Origin of the sequence: Motilibacter peucedani (genome assembly GCF_003634695.1) — a bacterium.
GTDB lineage: Bacteria > Actinomycetota > Actinomycetes > Motilibacterales > Motilibacteraceae > Motilibacter > Motilibacter peucedani.
This window is the reverse complement of the sequence record NZ_RBWV01000009.1, coordinates 470363-490281: the sequence shown is the minus strand read 5'-3', so window position 1 is coordinate 490281 and position 19919 is coordinate 470363. Positions and strand designations below refer to the sequence as shown.

At 73.4% G+C, this 19919-nt stretch carries 21 protein-coding genes and 2 tRNA genes; 18 read left to right on the top strand and 5 right to left on the bottom strand.

Annotated elements, in window-relative coordinates; genetic code table 11:
- Genes yidD through rpmH form a run of 3 tightly spaced genes read right to left on the bottom strand, consistent with a single transcriptional unit; the run spans position 1 to position 787 of the window.
- On the bottom strand, positions 1–270 hold the full coding sequence (yidD, locus tag CLV35_RS03845; RefSeq protein WP_121192054.1) for a membrane protein insertion efficiency factor YidD: 270 nt from the start codon (positions 268–270) through the stop codon (positions 1–3).
- Complete coding sequence (rnpA, locus tag CLV35_RS03840) at positions 267–635, bottom strand: ribonuclease P protein component (protein WP_121192053.1); 369 nt, start codon at positions 633–635, stop codon at positions 267–269. The genes yidD and rnpA overlap by 4 nt, the downstream gene beginning before the upstream one ends.
- Positions 636–649: 14 nt before the next feature.
- Positions 650–787, bottom strand: coding sequence for a 50S ribosomal protein L34 (gene rpmH, locus CLV35_RS03835; RefSeq protein ID WP_121192052.1), 138 nt, complete (start codon positions 785–787; stop codon positions 650–652).
- A 432-nt stretch (positions 788–1219) separates the two neighbouring features.
- Here rpmH and dnaA point away from each other — a divergent pair, with 432 nt between their 5' ends.
- The 12 genes from dnaA (at position 1220) to CLV35_RS03780 (ending at position 14104) form a co-directional block, all read left to right on the top strand.
- Positions 1220–2683, top strand: a complete 1464-nt coding sequence (gene dnaA, locus CLV35_RS03830) for a chromosomal replication initiator protein DnaA (RefSeq protein WP_121192051.1) — start codon at positions 1220–1222, stop codon at positions 2681–2683.
- Between the two features lie 559 nt (positions 2684–3242).
- The gene (dnaN, locus tag CLV35_RS03825) at positions 3243–4376 is read left to right on the top strand and encodes a DNA polymerase III subunit beta (RefSeq protein WP_121192050.1); all 1134 of its coding nucleotides are present in this window, start codon (positions 3243–3245) and stop codon (positions 4374–4376) included.
- A gap of 82 nt (positions 4377–4458) precedes the next feature.
- Positions 4459–5364, top strand: a complete 906-nt coding sequence (gnd, locus tag CLV35_RS03820) for a phosphogluconate dehydrogenase (NAD(+)-dependent, decarboxylating) (protein WP_231121456.1) — start codon at positions 4459–4461, stop codon at positions 5362–5364.
- A 21-nt stretch (positions 5365–5385) separates the two neighbouring features.
- A complete protein-coding gene (gene recF / locus CLV35_RS03815; RefSeq protein ID WP_121192049.1) occupies positions 5386–6591 on the top strand; it encodes a DNA replication/repair protein RecF in 1206 nt (401 codons plus the stop codon).
- The gene (locus CLV35_RS03810) at positions 6588–7202 is read left to right on the top strand and encodes a DUF721 domain-containing protein (protein ID WP_231121455.1); all 615 of its coding nucleotides are present in this window, start codon (positions 6588–6590) and stop codon (positions 7200–7202) included. Before recF ends, CLV35_RS03810 begins: the two co-directional genes overlap by 4 nt.
- Positions 7203–7576: 374 nt before the next feature.
- The gene (gyrB, locus tag CLV35_RS03805; protein ID WP_121192365.1) at positions 7577–9553 is read left to right on the top strand and encodes a DNA topoisomerase (ATP-hydrolyzing) subunit B; all 1977 of its coding nucleotides are present in this window, start codon (positions 7577–7579) and stop codon (positions 9551–9553) included.
- A 64-nt stretch (positions 9554–9617) separates the two neighbouring features.
- Positions 9618–12332 carry a DNA gyrase subunit A gene (gene gyrA / locus CLV35_RS03800; protein WP_231121454.1) on the top strand — a complete coding sequence of 905 codons (2715 nt, stop codon included), beginning with the start codon at positions 9618–9620 and terminating at the stop codon, positions 12330–12332.
- Positions 12329–12820 (top strand): DUF3566 domain-containing protein, encoded by a 492-nt coding sequence (locus CLV35_RS03795; RefSeq protein ID WP_121192048.1) that lies wholly within the window; start codon positions 12329–12331, stop codon positions 12818–12820. Before gyrA ends, CLV35_RS03795 begins: the two co-directional genes overlap by 4 nt.
- 117 nt (positions 12821–12937) lie before the next feature.
- A tRNA-Ile gene (locus CLV35_RS03790) sits at positions 12938–13011 on the top strand.
- A gap of 53 nt (positions 13012–13064) precedes the next feature.
- A complete protein-coding gene (locus tag CLV35_RS20750) occupies positions 13065–13190 on the top strand; it encodes a hypothetical protein (protein WP_269203879.1) in 126 nt (41 codons plus the stop codon).
- Between the two features lie 57 nt (positions 13191–13247).
- Positions 13248–13320, top strand: a tRNA-Ala gene (locus tag CLV35_RS03785).
- 70 nt (positions 13321–13390) lie between these two features.
- Positions 13391–14104, top strand: coding sequence for a B3/B4 domain-containing protein (locus tag CLV35_RS03780; RefSeq protein WP_121192047.1), 714 nt, complete (start codon positions 13391–13393; stop codon positions 14102–14104).
- Positions 14105–14184: 80 nt separating this feature from the next.
- On the opposite strand, the gene CLV35_RS03775 is transcribed toward CLV35_RS03780, so the two are convergent.
- On the bottom strand, positions 14185–15354 hold the full coding sequence (locus CLV35_RS03775; protein ID WP_121192046.1) for a DUF5324 family protein: 1170 nt from the start codon (positions 15352–15354) through the stop codon (positions 14185–14187).
- A gap of 198 nt (positions 15355–15552) precedes the next feature.
- Between CLV35_RS03775 and CLV35_RS03770 the strand changes: the two genes are divergently transcribed.
- Positions 15553–16083 carry a peptidylprolyl isomerase gene (locus tag CLV35_RS03770; protein ID WP_121192045.1) on the top strand — a complete coding sequence of 177 codons (531 nt, stop codon included), beginning with the start codon at positions 15553–15555 and terminating at the stop codon, positions 16081–16083.
- A gap of 83 nt (positions 16084–16166) precedes the next feature.
- The gene (locus tag CLV35_RS03765) at positions 16167–17147 is read left to right on the top strand and encodes a rhomboid family intramembrane serine protease (RefSeq protein WP_121192044.1); all 981 of its coding nucleotides are present in this window, start codon (positions 16167–16169) and stop codon (positions 17145–17147) included.
- Between the two features lie 150 nt (positions 17148–17297).
- On the opposite strand, the gene crgA is transcribed toward CLV35_RS03765, so the two are convergent.
- Complete coding sequence (crgA, locus tag CLV35_RS03760; RefSeq protein ID WP_121192043.1) at positions 17298–17549, bottom strand: cell division protein CrgA; 252 nt, start codon at positions 17547–17549, stop codon at positions 17298–17300.
- Positions 17550–17630: 81 nt separating this feature from the next.
- Here crgA and CLV35_RS03755 point away from each other — a divergent pair, with 81 nt between their 5' ends.
- The 4 genes from CLV35_RS03755 to CLV35_RS03745 are packed head-to-tail and all read left to right on the top strand — an operon-like array spanning position 17631 to position 19906.
- On the top strand, positions 17631–18383 hold the full coding sequence (locus CLV35_RS03755) for a DUF881 domain-containing protein (RefSeq protein ID WP_121192364.1): 753 nt from the start codon (positions 17631–17633) through the stop codon (positions 18381–18383).
- Positions 18380–19078: a class E sortase gene (locus tag CLV35_RS03750; protein WP_121192042.1), complete on the top strand. Its 699-nt coding sequence runs from the start codon at positions 18380–18382 to the stop codon at positions 19076–19078. The genes CLV35_RS03755 and CLV35_RS03750 overlap by 4 nt, the downstream gene beginning before the upstream one ends.
- A gap of 3 nt (positions 19079–19081) precedes the next feature.
- Positions 19082–19240, top strand: coding sequence for a hypothetical protein (locus tag CLV35_RS19880; protein ID WP_183061652.1), 159 nt, complete (start codon positions 19082–19084; stop codon positions 19238–19240).
- A 27-nt stretch (positions 19241–19267) separates the two neighbouring features.
- Positions 19268–19906, top strand: a complete 639-nt coding sequence (locus CLV35_RS03745; RefSeq protein ID WP_121192041.1) for an aminodeoxychorismate/anthranilate synthase component II — start codon at positions 19268–19270, stop codon at positions 19904–19906.
- Positions 19907–19919: the final 13 nt, after the last annotated feature.

Here is a 19919-nt window from a genome sequence, read left to right as displayed (position 1 = left end):
CTAGACGGGTCGTGGGTCCCGGCGACGGGAGCGGGAGTGCTCCCTCGGCGCGGGTGCCGGGTCGTAACCACCCGCGGTGAACGGGTGGCAGCGCAGGAGGCGGCGCACTGCGTACGCCGTCCCCATGATGGGGCCTCGCGAGGAGATCGCGTCCACCGCGTACTGCGAGCACGAGGGGTAGAACCGGCACCGAGGTGCCGACAGCGGGGAGATCCACCGCTGGTAGCCGCGGACCAGGCCCACCAGCGCCCGGCCGACCGGCGAGCTCACCGGGCCACCTGGCGGTAGGCGTGGGACCACGCGCGGTCGAGGTCGGAGCCGAGCTGGTCGACGGTGGCGGTGGCTGCGGCGGGGAGAGCGCGCACCACGACGTCGGCGCCCGCCGGCCACCCGGTCAGCCGGGCGCGGGTCAGGGCGCGCAGGCGGCGGCGGACCAGGTTGCGGGTCACGGCGCTGCCGACCGCCTTGGAGACGGCGAATCCCACCCGCGGGCCGGGGCACGCGGGTGGGACGGTGTGCTCGAGCGCGACGTGGACCACCACGGAGCGCGACGCGCCACGGCCGTGCCCGGCCCCGCGGCGCATCACTTCGGTGAAGTCCCCGGAGCGGCGCAGGCGGTTCGGGCGCGCGAGCACGGAGCGGCGCGCAGCTAGGCGGAGAGCTTCTCGCGGCCCTTGCGGCGGCGGGCCGACATGATGGCGCGGCCCGCGCGGGTGCTCATGCGCAGCCGGAAGCCGTGGGTCTTGCTGCGACGACGGTTGTTCGGCTGGAAGGTGCGCTTGCTCACGGGTGCGGGGCTCCTGCATCGACGAAGACGGGGGAGCAGGACGACCCGACCCGGCGCGCCAGTCGCTGCGCACGCCAAAGAGGTCGGCTCCTGCTCGACCGGCTCACGGTACGCGGGACGGCACGGCACGGTCAAACGCCGGGTGTCGTGCAGGGAGCGGCGGGTGCTGCCCGGGCGGGCATCCTGTGGACCCCGGCGCACCCGACGGCAGTGGACCGCCTAGTCTCTCGGCGACTCCGAGTGCCAGCCTGTCGACACGCCGGAGCGGGTCCGCCGGATTCGGCGGAACGGTTGCTACGGGGGCTCCGAGGTTGTTAGCGTCGGCCCCTCGCGAGCAACCTCCACGTCGTCCACAACTGTGGACAACCGTGTGGACGACAGGCGTGAGCGATGTCGGGCGGGTCGAGATGCGAGCGCGAGGAGGTGCCCCGGATGGCTGATGATCCCGGGGACCTCGCCCCGATCTGGCACCGCACCCTCGACGAGCTGGTCGACAGCGGCGATGGCCTCGTGCCGCCGCGCACCCGCCCGTTCCTGCGGCTGACGCGCCCCCTCGCTCTCTACGACGACACCGCCCTCGTCGCAGCGCCCAACGACTTCATCCGCTCCCAGCTCGAGACCGACCTGCGTCCGATCGTGACCCAGAGCCTCTCCCGCGCACTGGGTCGCGAGGTGCGCCTGGTCGTCACGCTCGACGACACGCTGGCCGACGGCGCCGCCGAGCCGGCACCGGGCGCGATCCCCTCTCCCAGCGCTCCCCCGGAGTCCGCCGAGGCCGCTCCGGTGGCGCCGACCGCTGCGCCGCTCGAGGGCAGCCGCCCCGGCACCGGGCGCGAGAGCACCGGCCGCAGCGCCGAGCCGACCCGGCTCAACCCGCGCTACCTGTTCGAGACCTTCGTCATCGGGGCGAGCAACCGCTTCGCCCACGCTGCCGCCGTCGCGGTCGCCGAGGCGCCCGCCAAGGCCTACAACCCGCTGTTCGTCTACGGCGGGTCGGGCCTCGGCAAGACCCACCTTCTGCACGCCATCGGCCACTACGCCGCGAGCCTCTACCCCGGCGTACGCGTGCGCTACGTGAGCTCCGAGGAGTTCACCAACGACTTCATCAACTCGATCCGCGACGGCAAGGGCGAGACGTTCCGCAAGCGCTACCGCGACATCGACGTGCTGCTGGTGGACGACATCCAGTTCCTGGAGAACAAGGAAGGCACCCAGGAGGAGTTCTTCCACACGTTCAACACGCTGCACAACCAGAACAAGCAGATCGTCCTCTCGAGCGACCGGCCGCCGCAGCAGCTGGTGACGCTCGAGGACCGGCTGCGCAACCGCTTCCAGTGGGGCCTCACCACCGACGTCCAGCCCCCCGACCTCGAGACGCGCATCGCGATCCTGCGCAAGAAGGCCGCGCAGGACGGCCTCGACGCCCCGCCCGAGGTGCTGGAGTACATCGCCAGCAAGATCTCGACCAACATCCGCGAGCTCGAGGGCGCGCTGATCCGGGTCACGGCGTTCGCGTCGTTGAACCGCCAGGGCGTCGACCTCGCGCTGGCCGAGATCGTGCTCAAGGACCTCATCCCCGACGAGCGCGGCCCGGAGATCACGGCCGCGACGATCATGGCGCAGACGGCGGCCTACTTCGGCATGTCGATGGAGGACCTGTGCGGGTCCTCCCGCTCCCGGGGGCTCGTGCAGGCGCGCCAGATCGCGATGTACCTCTGCCGCGAGCTCACCGACCTCTCGCTGCCCAAGATCGGGCAGCAGTTCGGCAACCGCGACCACACCACGGTCATGCACGCCGACCGCAAGATCCGCCAGCAGCTCCCCGAGAAGCGCGCGCTCTACAACCAGGTGCACGAGCTCACCAACCGGATCAAGAGCCAGTCCCGACAGGGCTGAGGCACCCCTGCGCCGCGGCCGACTGCCGCGGCCGACTGCCGCGGCCGACTGCCGCGCCGTCCAGCCGCGCCGTCCAGCGCGGCTGCCGCCGCACCACCGCCCGCCCCGAGCGGCGCCCCTGCACGCCCCCGTGCGTTCTGCACATGCTGTGCATAGATCTGTGGATTGCGGGGGCTGCGGAGTGGACACACCTGTGGGTCCACCCGTGGGACGCGGGCTCGTCCCCAGGCCGTGCCACTCGTGCCCTGCGTCGTGCACACGCTCCCCACAGGGCCCACCGGCCCGACCGCGCGGTCCGAGCCGGGCCCGTGAGCCCTCGTGACCTGCGCCGCAGCCGGCGAGCGGCCGCCGTCCGGCCCGACCCCGGGGCGGGTGTCCACAGCGTCCACAGCCCCTATGACTAGCTCTACAGATACCTATGGAGATGACACCTGCGAGGAACGGGGTGGCGCCCCTGCTGTGGATGTCGGCGCCGAGCGATAGCGTCGCCCCGCAGGACGGCAGTCCCGCTGTGCGTCGAGGCTCTGTGCCGACGGTGCGTGTCGAGGAAGGTGGAGACGTGAGGTTCCGGGTCCAGCGCGAAGTTCTCGCCGAGGCCGTGGCGTGGGCTGCCCGCAGCCTGCCCGCCCGTCCCCCGGTGCCCGTCCTCGCCGGCCTGCTGGTCGAGGCCACCGACGAGGGCCTGGTCCTCGCCGGGTTCGACTACGAGGTCTCCGCACGCGTCACGGTCGAGGCCGAGGTCTCCGAGCCGGGCCGGGCGCTGGTCAGCGGCCGGCTGCTCGCCGACATCTGCCGCAGCCTCCCCCAGCAGCCGGTCGAGGTCGCCAGCGACGGCTCCAAGGTGGTCGTGCGCTGCGGCAGCTCGCGCTTCTCCCTGCTCACCCTGCCCGTCGAGGAGTACCCCGCGCTGCCGGTGATGCCCTCGGCCTCCGGCTCGCTGCCCGGGGACGCCTTCGCCGCCGCCGTCTCCCAGGTCTCGATCGCGGCCGGCCGCGACGACACCCTCCCCGTGCTCACCGGTGTCCGGGTCGAGATCGAGGGCGAGAAGGTCGTGCTGGCCGCGACCGACCGCTACCGCCTCGCCGTCCGCGAGCTGGCCTGGTCGCCCGAGCAGGCGGGGCTCTCCGCCGTGGCGCTCGTGCCGGCCAAGACGCTGTCCGACACCGCACGCTCGCTGGCCAGCGGCGACAAGGTCGTGGTCGCGCTGTCCTCCGGCGGTGCCGGCGACAACCTCGTGGGCTTCGAGGGCGGCTCGCGCCGCACCACGACCCGCCTGCTCGACGGCGAGTTCCCCAAGTACCAGTCGCTCCTGCCCAGCGAGTCCGCGAGCATCGCGGTGCTCGAGACCGCTCCCTTCGTCGACGCGGTCAAGCGTGTGGCGCTCGTCGCCGAGCGCAACACCCCGGTGCGGCTCGCCTTCACCGCGGGTGCCGTCACGCTCGAGGCCGGCAGCGGGGACGACGCGCAGGCGTCCGAGACGCTCGAGGCCGACCTCGAGGGCGCCGAGATCTCGATCGCCTTCAACCCGGGCTACCTGCTCGACGGCCTCGGCGCGATCGACGCCCCCTACGCCCAGCTCTCGTTCACGACGGCGACCAAGCCCGCCGTCCTCACCGGCCGGGCGACCGCCGACGCCGAGCCCAGCCGCGACTACCGCTACCTGCTGATGCCGGTGCGGCTCTCAGGAGCCTGACAGCGGGGTAGGGGACGCTCGCGGACGCACGAGCACGCACCGCACAGCAGCCACACGCTTCCACCAGCAGGAGAGGGCCACCATGGACATCGGCATCATCGGGCTCGGCAAGATGGGCGGCAACATGGCCGAGCGGCTGCGCCGCGCCGGCCACACCGTCGTCGGCTTCGACCGCAGCCCCGACTCGGCGCGCGACGTCGACAGCCTCGAGGCGCTGGTCGAGCGGCTGCCCGCACCCCGGCTGGTCTGGGTGATGGTCCCCGCCGGCGGGCCCACGCAGGAGACCGTCAAGCAGCTGGGCGGCCTGCTCTCCGAGGGCGACGTCGTGATCGACGGCGGCAACTCGCGCTACACCGACGACCTGGTGCACTCCGAGATGCTCGCTCCCAAGGGCATCGGCTACCTCGACGCCGGCGTCTCGGGCGGCGTGTGGGGCCTGCAGAACGGCTACGCGCTCATGGTCGGCGGCAGCGCGGAGGACGTCGCGAAGGCGCAGCCGATCTTCGACGCGCTCAAGCCCGAGGGCGACTCCGGCTTCGTGCACGCCGGGCCCGTGGGCGCCGGGCACTTCGCCAAGATGGTCCACAACGGCATCGAGTACGGCATGATGCAGGCCTACGCCGAGGGCTACGAGCTGCTCAGCGCCTCCCCCGTCGTCGAGGACGTGCCCGGCGTCATCAAGTCCTGGACCCAGGGCACGGTCATCCGCTCCTGGCTGCTCGACCTGCTGGTCCTCGCCCTCGAGCAGGACCCCGAGCTGGCCGACATCACCGGCTACGTCGACGACTCCGGCGAGGGCCGGTGGACCGTCGAGGAGGCGATCAACCACCGCGTGCCGGCGCCCGTCATCTCCGCCGCGCTGTTCGCCCGCTTCGTCTCCCGCCAGGAGGACTCCCCGGCGATGAAGGCGGTTGCCGCGCTGCGCAACCAGTTCGGCGGCCACGCGGTGCACGCGGTCGCGAAGGGCGAGGCGGAGGCCCCCGCCTAGCGGGGCCGCCGCGTCGACGAGATGCACGTCCGGCACCTCTCGCTCACCGACTTCCGCTCCTACGCGAGCGCGGAGGTCGCGCTCGAGCCTGGGGTGACCGCGCTGCTCGGGCGCAACGGGCAGGGCAAGACCAACCTGGTCGAGGCGCTGGGCTACGTCGCCACGCTGGGCTCGCACCGGGTCGCCTCGGACGGCCCGCTCGTACGCGTCGGTGCCGAGCGCGCGGTGGTGCGCGCCGGCATCGTGCGCGACGAGCGCTCGATGCTGGTCGAGATCGAGATCAACCCGGGTCGAGCCAACCGGGCGCGCATCAACCGCGGGCCGGTGCCGCGACCGCGCGAGGTCCTGGGCGCGCTGCGCACGGTGCTGTTCGCGCCCGAGGACCTCGCGCTGGTCAAGGGCGACCCCGGCGAGCGGCGCCGCTTCCTCGACGAGCTGCTCGTGTCGCGCGCACCGCGCTACGCCGCGGTGCGGGCCGACTACGACCGGGTGCTCAAGCAGCGCAGCGCGCTGCTGAAGTCTGCGGGCGCGGCGCGCCGAGGGGCGAGGTACGCGTCGGCCGGCGGCCAGTACGACGTGTCGACGCTCGACGTGTGGGACGCGCACCTGGCGCGGGCCGGTGCCGACCTGCTGGCGGCACGCCTCTCGCTGGTGGCGGCGCTGGGCCCGCGGGTCGAGCAGGCCTACGACGAGGTGTCGCTGGGCGGCGGGCCCACCTCGCTCGACTACCGCAGCAGCGTCGGCGCCGAGACGGGCGGGCCCCTGCCCGCCGAGCGCACCGAGCTCGAGCAGGTCATGCTCGCCTCGCTCGCCGCAGCCCGCTCGAGCGAGCTCGAGCGCGGGGTGTGCCTGGTGGGCCCCCACCGCGACGACCTCGTGCTCGGCCTGGGTGCGACCCCGGCCAAGGGCTACGCGAGCCACGGGGAGTCGTGGTCCTACGCGCTGGCGCTGCGGCTCGCGTCCTACGACCTGCTGCGGGCCGACGGCGGCGAGCCGGTGCTCGTGCTCGACGACGTGTTCGCCGAGCTCGACTCCTCGCGCCGGGAGCGGCTGGCGCGGCGGGTGTCGGGTGCCGAGCAGGTGCTGATCACCGCCGCGGTGGAGGCCGACGTGCCGGGCGAGCTCGCTGGTGCGCGCCTGCTCGTGCAGGCGGGCGAGGTGACGCCTGTCGGCTCGGGCGCGCGCGTCGGCGACGCAGCGCCGGCCTCCGAGGTCGGCTCCCCGTGAGCGCCGAGCCGCCGCCCGGGGCCGGCGACCCCGCGGCGCCCGCCGAGGTGCCGGACCCTGCGGACCTCCCGCCGGTGCGCAGCGGTGTCGACGTCGCGCGCCAGGCGCTCGCGGCCGCCCGTGCCGAGGCGCGCCGCCGGGGCCTGCGCCGGGGCACTGCCCCCGCGGCGGGCGGCGGGCTCGACGGCCCGCCCGCCGGGCGCACCGCGCGCCGGCGCCCCGTCGACGAGGTGCGCAGCGGACCCCGCCCCGACGACCGCGACCCGCAGGCCTTCTCCCGCGCCGTCGACCGCCTGGTCAGGGACCGCGGCTGGGAGCTCGACGCCGCGGTCGGCGCGCTGCTCGGCCGGTGGGACGCCGTCGTCGGCGCCGACGTCGCGGCGCACGCGACGCCCGAGTCCTTCGAGGACGGCGTGCTGACCGTGCGCGCGTCCTCGACCGCGTGGGCCACCGAGCTGCGCGACCTCGTGCCGGCCATCCAGGCACGCATCGCGGCCGAGCTGGGGCGCGGGGTCTGCACCTCGATCAAGGTTCTCGGGCCCGCTGCGCCGTCGTGGCGGAAGGGCCCGCTGACGGTCCGCGGGCGCGGACCGCGCGACACGTACGGCTGACCGCCGTCCCACGCCGGCCGCCCCCGCCGACGTAGGAGGGGTCGCGAACCGGGGTCCGGTCGCGCCACGGGGCATCTGAGGCCGTTCTGCGGGTGTGGACGACGGGCTGCGGGCCCTTGCGCCGGGTAGACTGGACCCGTCCCGAGGGGGACGAGCCGCAGGTCGCAGCCTCCGTCCGCGGAGGCGGCGGCCACACGGACCCCCCTCTTGCAGAGCGGGAGGCCTCCGCGGCGCGCTCACGTGCAGCCGCGCAGAGCACCCGCGTGCCGTGAAGGGTGCTCGTGACCGACACCAGCGTGACCGCGACGACCGACGCCACCACCGACCCCACGACAGCCTCGCCCGCCGGCGACGCCGTCTCACCGGGCGCCGGGATGGGCGACGCGCACGGCCTGCCGACCTACGACGCCAGCGCCATCACGGTGCTCGAGGGCCTCGACGCGGTGCGCAAGCGCCCGGGCATGTACATCGGGTCCACCGGCGAGCGCGGCCTGCACCACCTCGTCTACGAGGTCGTCGACAACTCGGTCGACGAGGCGCTGGCCGGCTACTGCGACACGATCGAGGTCTCGATCCTCCCCGACGGCGGCGTGCGCGTCGAGGACAACGGGCGCGGCATCCCGGTCGACATCGTGCCCTCCGAGGGCAAGCCGGCCATCACCGTCGTGCTGACCGTGCTGCACGCCGGCGGCAAGTTCGGCGGCGGCGGCTACGCCGTCTCCGGCGGCCTGCACGGCGTCGGCGTCTCGGTCGTCAACGCGCTCTCCCACCGGGTGGAGGTCGAGGTGCGCCGCGACGGCTACGTGTGGCGCCAGCAGTTCGTGCGCGGGGCGCCCGTCGCCGAGCTCGAGCGCGGCGAGCCGACCGACGCGACCGGCACCACGGTCACTTTCTGGGCCGACCCGGAGATCTTCGAGACCACCGACTACACCTTCGACACCCTCTCGACGCGCTTCCGCGAGATGGCGTTCCTCAACCGGGGGCTCACCCTCTCGCTGCGCGACGAGCGGGTCGAGGAGACCGGGGGCGACGCCGAGATCAAGGCCGCGCGCGACGTGACCTACCACTACGAGGGCGGCATCAGCGACTTCGTGCGCCACCTCAACGCCAAGAAGGGCGCGGCGCACCCCAACATCATCGCCTTCGAGTCCGAGGACAAGGAGCGCACGCTCTCCCTCGAGGTGGCGATGCAGTGGAACACCAGCTTCGCCGAGTCGGTCTACACCTTCGCCAACACCATCAACACCCACGAGGGCGGCACCCACGAGGAGGGCTTCCGCTCCTCGCTCACCAACCTCGTCAACGACTTCGGCGAGACCTGGAACCTGATCAAGCGCAAGGAGGACAGGCTCACCGGCGAGGACATCCGCGAGGGCCTGACCGCCATCGTGTCGATCAAGCTGGGCGAGCCCCAGTTCGAGGGGCAGACCAAGACCAAGCTCGGCAACACCGAGGCGCGCTCGTTCGTCCAGAAGGTCTGCAACGACAAGCTGCGCGAGTGGCTCGAGCAGAACCCCCAGGAGGGCCGCGAGATCGTCCGCAAGGCGATCGCCGCCGCGAGCGCCCGCGTCGCCGCGCGCAAGGCGCGCGACCTGGCCCGCAACCGCAAGGGGCTGCTCGAGTCCGGCGGCCTGCCCGGCAAGCTGGCCGACTGCCAGTGGACCGACCCCGACAAGTGCGAGCTCTACATCGTCGAGGGCGACTCCGCCGGCGGGTCGGCCAAGGGCGGGCGCGACTCCCGCTTCCAGGCGATCCTCCCGATCCGCGGCAAGATCCTCAACGTCGAGAAGGCCCGCATCGACCGGATCCTGCAGAACAACGAGGTGCAGGCGCTGATCTCGGCGGCGGGCACCGGCATCCACGACGACTTCGACATCGCCAAGCTGCGCTACTCCAAGATCATCCTGATGGCCGACGCCGACGTCGACGGCCAGCACATCCGCACCCTGCTGCTGACGTTCCTGTTCCGCTTCATGCGCCCGCTGATCGAGAACGGCAACGTCTACCTCGCCCAGCCGCCGCTCTACAAGCTCAAGTGGGCCGGGCGCGAGCCGGTCTCCTACGCCTACTCCGACCGCGAGCGCGACGGGCTGATCGCGCTCGGCGTCGAGAACGGCAAGCGGCTGCCCAAGGAGGACGGCATCCAGCGGTTCAAGGGCCTGGGTGAGATGCCGGCCAACGAGCTGTGGGAGACCACCATGGACCCCGACCGGCGGGTCCTGCTCCGGGTCAGCCTCGAGGACGCCGCCGCGGCCGACGACCTGTTCTCGGTCCTCATGGGCGAGGACGTCGAGCAGCGGCGCAGCTTCATCCAGCGCAACGCCAAGGACGTCCGCTTCCTCGACATCTAGCGCGGCGCCGAGCACCGCAGCGCCCGTCCGCCCGCCCCGCCCGCCCGCGTAGGAGATCCAAAGAGTGACCGAGACCCCTGTCACGCCGCCGCCCGGCGGTCGCGTCGAGCCGCGCGACCTCCAGGTCGAGATGCAGCAGTCCTACCTCGACTACGCGATGAGCGTCATCGTGAGCCGGGCGCTGCCCGACGTGCGCGACGGGCTCAAGCCGGTGCACCGCCGGGTGCTCTACGGCATGTACGACGGGGGCTACCGCCCCGACCGTGGCTACAGCAAGTGCGCCCGCATCGTCGGCGAGGTGATGGGCCAGTACCACCCGCACGGCGACTCGTCCATCTACGACGCCGTGGTGCGCCTGGCCCAGTCGTGGTCGCTGCGCTACCCGCTCGTCGACGGCAACGGCAACTTCGGCTCGCCGGGCAACGACCCGGCCGCGGCGATGCGCTACACCGAGTGCCGGCTGCAGCCGCTGGCCATGCAGATGATGGCCGACATCGACGAGGACACCGTCGACTTCTCGCCCAACTACGACGGCAAGGCGCAGGAGCCCGACGTCCTGCCGAGCCGGTTCCCCAACCTGCTGGTCAACGGCAGCGCAGGCATCGCGGTCGGCATGGCCACCAACATCCCGCCCCACAACCTGCGCGAGGTCGCCTCGGGCGTGCAGTGGGCACTGGCCAACCCCACCGCGAGCGCCGAGGAACTCCTGGAGGCGCTCCTCGAGCGGGTCAAGGGCCCCGACTTCCCGACCCGCGGGCTCATCGTGGGCCGCCGCGGCATCGAGGACGCCTACCGCACCGGCCGCGGCTCGATCACCATGCGCGCGGTGGTCAACGTCGAGGAGATCAACAACCGCACCTGCCTGGTCGTCACCGAGCTGCCCTACCAGGTCAACCCCGACAACCTGGCCACCAAGATCGCCGACCTGGTCAAGGACGGCAAGGTCGCGGGCATCGCCGACGTGCGCGACGAGGGCAACGAGCGCCTCGGCCAGCGCCTGGTGATCGTGCTCAAGCGCGACGCCGTCGCCAAGGTCGTGCTCAACAACCTCTACAAGCACACCCAGCTGCAGGACAACTTCAGCGCCAACATGCTGGCGCTGGTCGACGGCATCCCGAAGACGCTGCGCCTCGACGAGTTCGTCAAGCACTACGTCGCCCACCAGGTCGAGGTCATCGTCCGGCGCACCCGCTACCGGCTGCGCAAGGCCGAGGAGCGCGCCCACATCCTGCGCGGCCTGGTCAAGGCCCTCGACATGCTCGACGAGGTGATCGCGCTCATCCGCCGCTCGCCGGCGGTCGAGGACGCGCGCCAAGGGCTGATCGAGCTGCTCGAGGTCGACACCGAGCAGGCCGACGCGATCCTCAACATGCAGCTGCGCCGCCTCGCCGCCCTCGAGCGGCAGAAGATCATCGACGAGCTGGCCGAGATCGAGACCGAGATCGCGGAGTACCGCGCGATCCTCGCCAGCGAGGAGCGACAGCGCCAGATCGTCAGCGAGGAGCTCGCGGCGGTCGTCGAGAAGTTCGGGGACGACAGGCGTACCCCCATCATCGCCGCCGAGGGCGAGATGTCGATGGAGGACCTCATCGCCGAGGAGCCGGTGGTCGTCACGATCACCCGCGGCGGCTACGCCAAGCGCACCAGCACCGCGCTCTACCGCTCGCAGCGGCGCGGCGGCAAGGGCGTACGCGGTGCGCAGTTGCGCGAGGACGACATCGTCGAGCACTTCTTCGTGACGACGACGCACCACTGGATCCTGTTCTTCACCAACAAGGGCCGGGTCTACCGGGCGAAGGCCTACGAGCTGCCGGAGGCGGCGCGCGACGCGCGCGGCCAGCACGTCGCCAACCTGCTCGCCTTCCAGCCCGACGAGAAGATCGCCCAGGTGCTCGACCTGCGCGACTACGACGTCTCGCCCTACCTCGTGCTCGCCACCCGCGGGGGCATCGTCAAGAAGACCCGGCTCACCGAGTACGACTCGCCGCGCGCCGGCGGTGTCATCGCCGTCAACCTGCGCGAGGACGACGAGCTCATCTCGGCGCGGCTGGCCAGCGCCGAGGACGACCTGCTGCTCGTCAGCAAGGGCGCGATGGCCGTGCGCTTCCGCAACAGCGACGAGGCGCTGCGCCCGATGGGCCGTGCCACCAGCGGCGTGACGGGCATGCGCTTCCGCGAGGGCGACGAGCTGCTGTCCATGAACGTCGTGCGCGAGGGCGCTGAGGAGTTCGTGCTGACGGCGACCGACGCCGGCTTCGCCAAGCGCACGCCGGTCGAGGACTACCGCGTCCAGGGCCGCGGCGGGCTGGGCCTGCGCGCGCACCGGGTGACCGACGACCGCGGCGGTCTGGTCGGCGCCCTCGTGGTCGGCGAGACCGACGAGGTCTACGCCATCACGAGCAGCGGCACCGTCATCCGCACCCGCGTCACCGACCTGCGGCCCACAGGTCGCGACACCATGGGCGTGACGCTCGTGGTCATGGGCAAGCGCGACACGCTGCTCTCGATCGCCCGCAACGCCGAGCCCGACACCGACGACGAGGCGCTCGAGGAGGCCGTCGAGGCGGCCGAGGTCGAGGTCGCGACGCACGACCCGTCGACCGCCGTCGAGGCCGTGACCGGCACCGACACGCCCACCGGTGCGGGTGAGCCGGAGGTCGTGGAGGTCCAGGACGACCTCGCAGCGGGTACCGTTTCCCCTGACGCGACCGAACTGGACGCTGACGATCTGGCCAGCGGCGCTCCCGCCGACGCCGATGACGAGGACGGTGCCGAGTGAGTTCGACCGAGGCGCGCCCGGTGGAGTCCCCGAGACCGGCCGGCGGTGGGCCGCTCTCGGCCCGCGCGGGCGCCCGCCCCTTCGCCCGCTCGGCCCCTCGCGAGCGGGCGGCCAAGGCGCCGCGGCGCGCCCGGCTCGTGCTCAGCCGGGTGGACCCGTGGTCGGTCATGAAGCTCTCGGCGCTGCTCTCGATCGCCCTCGGCATCGTGCTCGTCGTCGCCGTCGCCGTGCTGTGGGGCGTGCTCGACGGCATGGGCGTCTTCGACTCGGTCACCAAGACCGTCGCCGACGTCACGAAGAACAACACCGACAACGGCACCGACCTCAGCGAGTGGCTCAGCCTCAAGCGGGTGCTGTGGCTCGCTGCGGGCGTGGCCGCGGTCGACGCGATCCTCATCACCGCGCTCGCGACGCTCACCGCGTTCATCTACAACGTGTCGGCCGCCGTCGTCGGCGGGCTGCACCTGACCCTGACCGAGGACGGCTGAGCGGCTCCGCTCGGCGTCGAGCGCCCGGCCGCCTGCACGAGGCGGTCGTGGGCTCGGCTATCATCGACGCGCACCGGGTCGGCCCGGGGGTCCGCCCCTGCGCCGCTCGTGCACGACGGGCCTATAGCTCAGTTGGTTAGAGCGCTTCCCTGATAAGGAAGAGGTCAGTGGTTCAAGTCCACTTAGGCCCACGTCCTCCCCGGCACCCTCGTCCGGCGAGGCGCCCTCTCGTGAGGAGGTCCCGGTGAAGGCACTGCTGGTGCTGACCGTGTCCGGAGCGGTCGGCGTGCTCACCGCCCGGGCCGTGCGCACGGTGCAGGAGCAGCGCGCCGGCGCTGACCTCTGGCGCGAGGGCACCGACCCCGTCTGACGCAGGAACCCGGCGCACGCCGCACCGGGAGCGCCCGGCGGGCGAGGACCCCGACCCGGGGACGTAGCTCAATTGGCAGAGCACCGCCTTTGCAAGGCGGGGGTTAGGGGTTCGATTCCCCTCGTCTCCACACCCGCACCACCGCGTCGCCGCTCGGCCGCAGGCGTACGCGCTCCGCCCGAGCCCTCCGGAGAGCCCGCATGCGCCCCGAGACCGAGGCGCTGCTCGCCGCAGCGCGCGTCGACCCGCAGGTGCTGGCCCTGCGACCCGACTACCGTGCGCTGCTGCTGGTCGTCGAAGGCCTGGAGCCCGGTCCCAGCGACGCCGCGAGCGAGGAGCTGCTCGTGCGCGCTGAGCGGGCGGCGATGACCGCGCTCGACGGCCGGGCCGTCGAGGACCTGCCGCACGTGGCAGCGTGGCGCGAGGCCTACCGGGCGTTCGGCGCGAAGCCGCAACGCACGCGCAACAGCCTGGAGGCACTGCTGCGGCGGGCGGCGGGCGGCCTGCCGCGGGTCAACCGGCTCACCGACGTCTACAACGCGGTGTCGGTGCTGCACTCGGTGCCGGTGGGTGGGGAGGACCTCGACCGCTACGCCGGCGCGCCGCAGCTCGTGCGCGCCGCAGGCGACGAGCCGTTCGACACCGTCGACGCAGGGGAGCCGGTCGTCGAGCATCCGGAGGCGGGCGAGGTCGTGTGGCGCGACGAGGTCGCGGTCACCTGCCGGCGCTGGAACTGGCGCCAGGGCCGGCGCACCGCGCTTCGCGACGACACGGTGTCGGCGCTGTTCGTGCTCGACGCGCTCGAGCCGCTCGACGACGCCGCGCTGCTCGCAGCGGGCGACGAGCTCGCCGCGCACCTGGGTCGGCTGGGCAGCGACGTGCGCACCGCCCGGCGCCTGGTCGGGCGCAGCTGACGACCGCGTCCTCGGGACAGCACGAGAGCCCCGTGGACCGGGTCCGCGGGGCTCTCGGCGTCTGTGAGCGAGCGGCCGGCTCAGCTCGTGCCGGCCCCGCCCTTGCCCGGCTCGTCGGTGACCTCGAAGACGTCGCCGTGCACCTTGGCGCTGCCCTCGGCCGGCGTCGGCACGTCGTCGTCGAGGACCGGCGTGGTCGCGTCAGCCGCACCGGTGCCGCCCGCCGCTCCGCCCAGCACGTCGGCGGGCGGGGTCGACACGTGGATGCCGTCGGACTCGAGCGTCTCCGGCGGGGCCTCGGGAGTGTCCACCGCCAGCTCGGCACGGTCGTCCGGGTCGACCGCGACCGGGCCGGGACCTCCGGACGAGCCCGACGCGGCGACGCCGGCCGAGGGCGCGCTGGTGGAGCTGCCGGACGTGGCGCTGCTCGTCGCACTGCTGCTGCCGGTGGCCAGCAGCGGGCCGCCGGTCGTCGATGCTGCCGACCCCGTGCCGGCGGGGCGCGATGTGCCCGCGGCGTGCTTGGGCGTGATGCCGGTGGTCGCCGAACCGCTGGTCGAGGGCACGGTCCACGGGTCGGAGCGCTGGCTGCGGCGCCAGGCCGCGACCGCGCCGCCCGCCACCCCGGCGAGCGCGAAGAGCGCGAGCAGCCGACGACCGCGCCGGCGGCGCTTGGGCACCACGACGACCTCGCCCTTGAGCGCGGCGATGGCCGCCGCGCCGCGCGAGAGCGCCTCCTCGCGGACGGGCTCGCTGGCGGCCAGCGCGGTCGTGACCGCACCTCCGACGGCGGCGGCGACGCGCGGCGCCACCTCCTCGACCTTCTCCGACGCCCGCACCGCGGCGTCGTGGACGGCGGGGATCACGTTCTCGCGGGTCGCCGTCAGCGCCGACTCGCGAGCGGCCTCGACGTGCGGGCGGGCCGCCTGCACGGCGCTCGAGGTGCGCTCGCGGGCTGCCTCCACCAGGGGGGTGCTGCGCTCGCGCGCGGCCTCCACCAGGGGGGTCGCCCGCTCGCGGGCAGACTCGAGCAGCGGCGTGGCGTGCTCGCGCGCGGCCTCCACCACGGGCGTCGCTCGCTCGCGCGCCGCCTCCACCACCGGCGTCGCCCGCTCGCGTGCGGCGTCGACCAGCGGGGTGGCGCGCTCGCGCGCTGCGGCGACCGCCGAGGACCCGGCGACGGCCGCTGCGCCGCTGGCCAGTGCGAGCTTGGCGGCACTGGCCGTGCTCGCGACCGAAGCGGGCGGCACGACGGGGGGCGGGGTCCGATCCCCTGCAAAGGGACGCTTCACGATGTCTACCTCCAGGAGCATGGACGATCTTCTGAGCCCCTTCCCCACCGCGGGCGGGGCCCATGCCTCCCTGATCATGGTGGTCGTGTCAGGATGTTGCGTCCACTCCGGCGCACGCGTGCGCCCGGATGCTGAAGCAACGCTGGGAGACGCCTCGTGGCCGAAGAGCTCTACGCAACCCTGAAGACCAACAAGGGCGACATCGTCGTGCGGCTCTTCCCGAACCACGCGCCCAAGACGGTCGCCAACTTCACCGAGCTGGCGCAGGGCCAGCGCGAGTGGGTCGACCCCTCGTCGGGCGAGCGCACCAGCCGCCCGCTCTACGACGGCACGATCTTCCACCGCGTCATCTCCGGGTTCATGATCCAGGGCGGTGACCCCCTCGGCACCGGCACCGGCGGCCCCGGCTACCGCTTTGCCGACGAGATCCACCCCGAGCTGCAGTTCAGCGCTCCCTACCTGCTGGCCATGGCCAACGCCGGCCCGGGCACCAACGGCTCGCAGTTCTTCATCACGGTCGCGCCGACGCCGCACCTCAACCGCCGCCACACGATCTTCGGCGAGGTCGCCGACGCCGACAGCCGGGCGGTCGTCGACAGCATCGCCGCCGTCTCGACCGGCGCGATGGACCGCCCGTCCGACGACGTGCGCATCGAGTCCGTCGTCGTGGAGACCCGCGAGCAGTAGCCGCCGCGCGCACCTCCTGGGCCGCCGTGCCCCCGTCGCTCGCGTAGCGTCGGGGGCATGACCGCCCGCCCTTCCGCCCGCCGATGACGCAGCCCGACCAGCCCGAGCAGCCGGGCCAGCCCGCGGGCGCGCCGCCGGCCGCTGAGCCGACCTGCTACCGGCACCCCGACCGGGTCACCTACGTCCGGTGCACGCGGTGCAACCGGCCGATCTGCCCCGAGGACATGATCCCGGCGGCCGTCGGCTTCCAGTGCCCCGACGACGTGCGCGAGGGCAACCGGGGCGTGCGCACGCCCCGCACCCCCTTCGGCGGCCGGGCTACGAGCGACCCCGCCTGGGTGACCAAGGTGCTGATCGGCGTCAACGTCGTGCTGCTGCTGCTGACCACGACCGACAGCTCGATCGCACCGCGGTTCTGGATGTACTCCGGCGGCCCGTCCTTCGGCGGCTTCTCGGCCGGGCTGGCCAGCGGCCAGTGGTACCGCCTGGTCACGGCGGCCTTCCTGCACCAGAACCTGCTCCACCTGCTCTTCAACATGTACGCGCTGTGGCTGTTCGGCCCGCCCCTCGAGGCGGCGCTCGGCCGGGTGCGCTTCGCCGCGCTCTACCTGCTGGGTGCGGTGTGCGGGGTCGCGGCGTCGTACGCGTTCTCCTCGCTCGGCAGCGCCAGCCTCGGCGCCTCGGGGGCGGTGTTCGCGCTGTTCGCCGCGCACCTGGTCGTCAACCGTCGGCTCGGGCGCGAGTCCAGCGGGCTGTGGACGCTGCTGGCGGTCAACGTCGCCCTCGGCTTCGTCATGAACGGCGTCGACTGGCGGGCGCACGCCGGAGGCTTCGTCGGTGGTGCCCTGGCGGCTGCAGCGCTGGTCTACGCCCCTGCGGCGCGCCGGGCGCTCGTGCAGGGCGTGGCGCTGGTGGCGGTCCTGCTCGCCGCCCTCGCCCTGACGACCTGGCGCACCGTCGACGTGCTCGGCCAGTTCGGGGCGGGCACCAGCGCGTCCACGGTCGCCGCCTGCGAGCTGCGGCACCCCGCCGGCACGCAGGGGTTCCTGGACTGCATCTCCTGAGCGCCCGCTGAGCGGGGGGTTCTCCACACTGTGGAGAACCCCTGTGGAGAATCACACCGGTGGGATTCGGCCATCCGTCGGCCGCACCGCGGTCATCGGCACGTCACCCGCGCGACACGAGGTCCCGCGGGTGACGAGTTCCCAGCGGCCTCACCGCCAGCGCATCGAGAGCCCGAAGCCGACCAGGATCAGCCCGAAGCCGACGCCCATGTTCCAGGCGCCGATCGAGCCGATGGGGTAGTCGGTCTGGCTGACGTAGTAGACGATGATCCACAGCAGTCCCACCGCGAAGCACGCCAGCATGAGCGGCACCAGCCAGCGCGGGTTGCCCACGTGGACGGCCGCCACACGCTCCTGCGGCGGGGTGTAGGCGGCCTTGCGACGGAGACGCGACTTGGGCACTGAGGACCTCGGGTGACGGAACGGGCACGGGCGGGACCCCGTTAGCGTAGACGTTCGAGCACGAGGCGAGGGGTGCAGGCGATGACGCGACCGGAGGGCGCAGGGCGCTGGCGCGTCCTGGTGCCCGTGGTCGCGGCGCTGGCCGGCCTGCTGTTCGCCGCCGGGGCCGTCTCGGCCGGTGACGACCCGCGCGCCGGGTCGCGCACCGACCTCGTCGACCTCATCTCGGCGCAGGAGCACCAGGTGCGGGTGCGCGAGGCGCAGGTGACGCGGCTGCGCGACGCCGTCGAGCAGCGCAGCCGCGCGGCCGGCGGCCCGGCGGGAGCCGCCCAGCAGACTGCCGACGTCCTCGCCCGCCGGGCGGGGCTCGACCCGGTCAGCGGCGACGGGCTCACCGTCACGCTCGACGACAGCCCGCGCGACGCCGACGACCCCGCGCTGCCGCCGGGCACCCGGCCCGACGACCTCGTCGTGCACCAGCAGGACATCCAGGGCGTCGTGAACGCGCTGTGGGCCGGTGGTGCACGCGGCGTCGCGGTCATGGACCAGCGGCTGATCGGCACCAGCGCCGTACGCTGTGCCGGCAACGTGCTCTACCTGCACGGCCGCACCTACGCCCCGCCGTTCGTCGTCCGGGCGGTGGGCGACCCCGACGCGCTGGAGGCCGCCCTGGACGCCGAGCCCTCCGTGCGCGTCTTCCGCGACTACGTCACGCGGGTCGGGCTCGGCTACCAGCTGCGCCGCGGCGCCCTCGAGCTGCCGGCCTTCGACGGTCCCCTCGGCCTGGGCGCGGCCTCGCCCGCGGCGTCGGCGGCACCGACGCCCCCGTCGTGAGGGGCAGCACCCGCGCCCTCACGGTGGTCGGCGACCTGCTGATGACCGCGGGCGCCGTCGTGCTGCTGTTCGTCGTCTACCAGCTGTGGTGGACCAACGTCGCGGCGGCGCAGGCGCGCAGTTCGGCGATCTCCGACCTGCGCTCGTCGTGGGCGTCGCCGACGGCACCCGACTACGGCGTACCCGTCCCGTCCGCGTCCGCCAGCGCGGCTCCCAGCGCCAGCCCGACGCCGTCGCCGGCGGTGCGCCCGCCCAAGGGGACGCCGCTCGCGCTGATCCGCATCCCGCGCCTCGGCAAGGACTGGGCGCAGCCCATCGTCGAGGGCGTCGACGCCGAGCAGCTGCACGAGGGCATCGGTCACTACGTCGGCACGGCTCTGCCGGGCGGGCGCGGCAACCTCGCGCTGGCCGGACACCGGGCCACCAACGGCGAGCCGTTCCGCAACCTCGACCGCATGCGCCCGGGAGACACCGTCGTCGTCATCACGCGGGACACGACCTACACCTACGTCGTCGACAAGCCGTGGTTCCTGGTGCAGCCGACCGCCGTGGAGGTCATCGCCCCGGTGCCCGGCAAGCCGGGCGCGCACGCCACCGAGCGCAAGATGACCCTCACCACCTGCAACCCGCGCTGGGCCTCGACCCAGCGGCTCATCGTCGACCTGACGCTGCGCTCAGCGGTGAAGAGGGGCTAGCCGTTGTACGCATGGATCTGGCGCCACCTGCCCGGGCCGGTGGCGGTGCGGCTGCTGCTCGCGCTCGTGCTGGTCGCCGCGGTGGTGGCGCTGCTGTTCACGGTGGTGTTCCCGTGGGCCGAGCAGGTGCTGCCGTTCACCCGCGTGACGGTCGACTCCTGAGGTCCGCCCCCGCGTAGGGTTGACGCCGTGAGCGCCCGGATCCTCGTCGTCGACAACTACGACAGCTTCGTCTACAACCTGGTGCAGTACCTCGGCCAGCTCGGCGCCGAGGTCGAGGTGCGCCGCAACGACGAGGTCGACGTCGAGACGGCCCTCGACGGGCGCTACGACGGAGTGCTCGTCTCGCCCGGTCCCGGCACGCCGGAGCGCGCGGGCGTGAGCGTCGAGCTCGTACGCGCCGCCGCCTCCCGCGACACCCCTGTCTTCGGCGTGTGCCTGGGTCTGCAGGCGATCGGCGTCGCCTTCGGCGCCACCGTCGACCGCGCCCCCGAGCTGCTGCACGGCAAGACGAGCTCCGTGCAGCACGACGGCCGCGGGGTGCTGGCCGGGCTCGACAGCCCCTTCACCGCCACGCGCTACCACTCGCTCGCGATCGAGCCCTCGACCGTGACGCCGGAGCTCGAGGTCACGGCCACGACGGCGGGCGGCGTCATCATGGCGGCCCGCGCGCGGCACGCCCCGATCGAGGGCGTGCAGTTCCACCCCGAGTCGGTGCTGACCGAGGGCGGGCACCGCATGCTCGCCAACTGGCTCGTGACCTGCGGAGACGAGGGTGCCCTCGAGCGCAGCCGCGGGCTCGCCCCCGTCGTCGGCGCGGCGGGCTAGGCGCCGAGCGTCG

What these genes read in the sequence shown, in the direction of transcription:
- CLV35_RS03765 (WP_121192044.1), top strand. Translation starts at nt 16,167, where the DNA reads ATGACGCAGCCCGACCAGCCCGAGCAGCCGGGCCAGCCCGCGGGCGCG.
- CLV35_RS03780 (WP_121192047.1), top strand. Translation starts at nt 13,391, where the DNA reads ATGCGCCCCGAGACCGAGGCGCTGCTCGCCGCAGCGCGCGTCGACCCG.
- dnaA (WP_121192051.1), top strand. Translation starts at nt 1,220, where the DNA reads ATGGCTGATGATCCCGGGGACCTCGCCCCGATCTGGCACCGCACCCTC.
- CLV35_RS03755 (WP_121192364.1), top strand. Translation starts at nt 17,631, where the DNA reads ATGACGCGACCGGAGGGCGCAGGGCGCTGGCGCGTCCTGGTGCCCGTG.
- gnd (WP_231121456.1), top strand. Translation starts at nt 4,459, where the DNA reads ATGGACATCGGCATCATCGGGCTCGGCAAGATGGGCGGCAACATGGCC.
- recF (WP_121192049.1), top strand. Translation starts at nt 5,386, where the DNA reads ATGCACGTCCGGCACCTCTCGCTCACCGACTTCCGCTCCTACGCGAGC.
- gyrB (WP_121192365.1), top strand. Translation starts at nt 7,577, where the DNA reads ATGGGCGACGCGCACGGCCTGCCGACCTACGACGCCAGCGCCATCACG.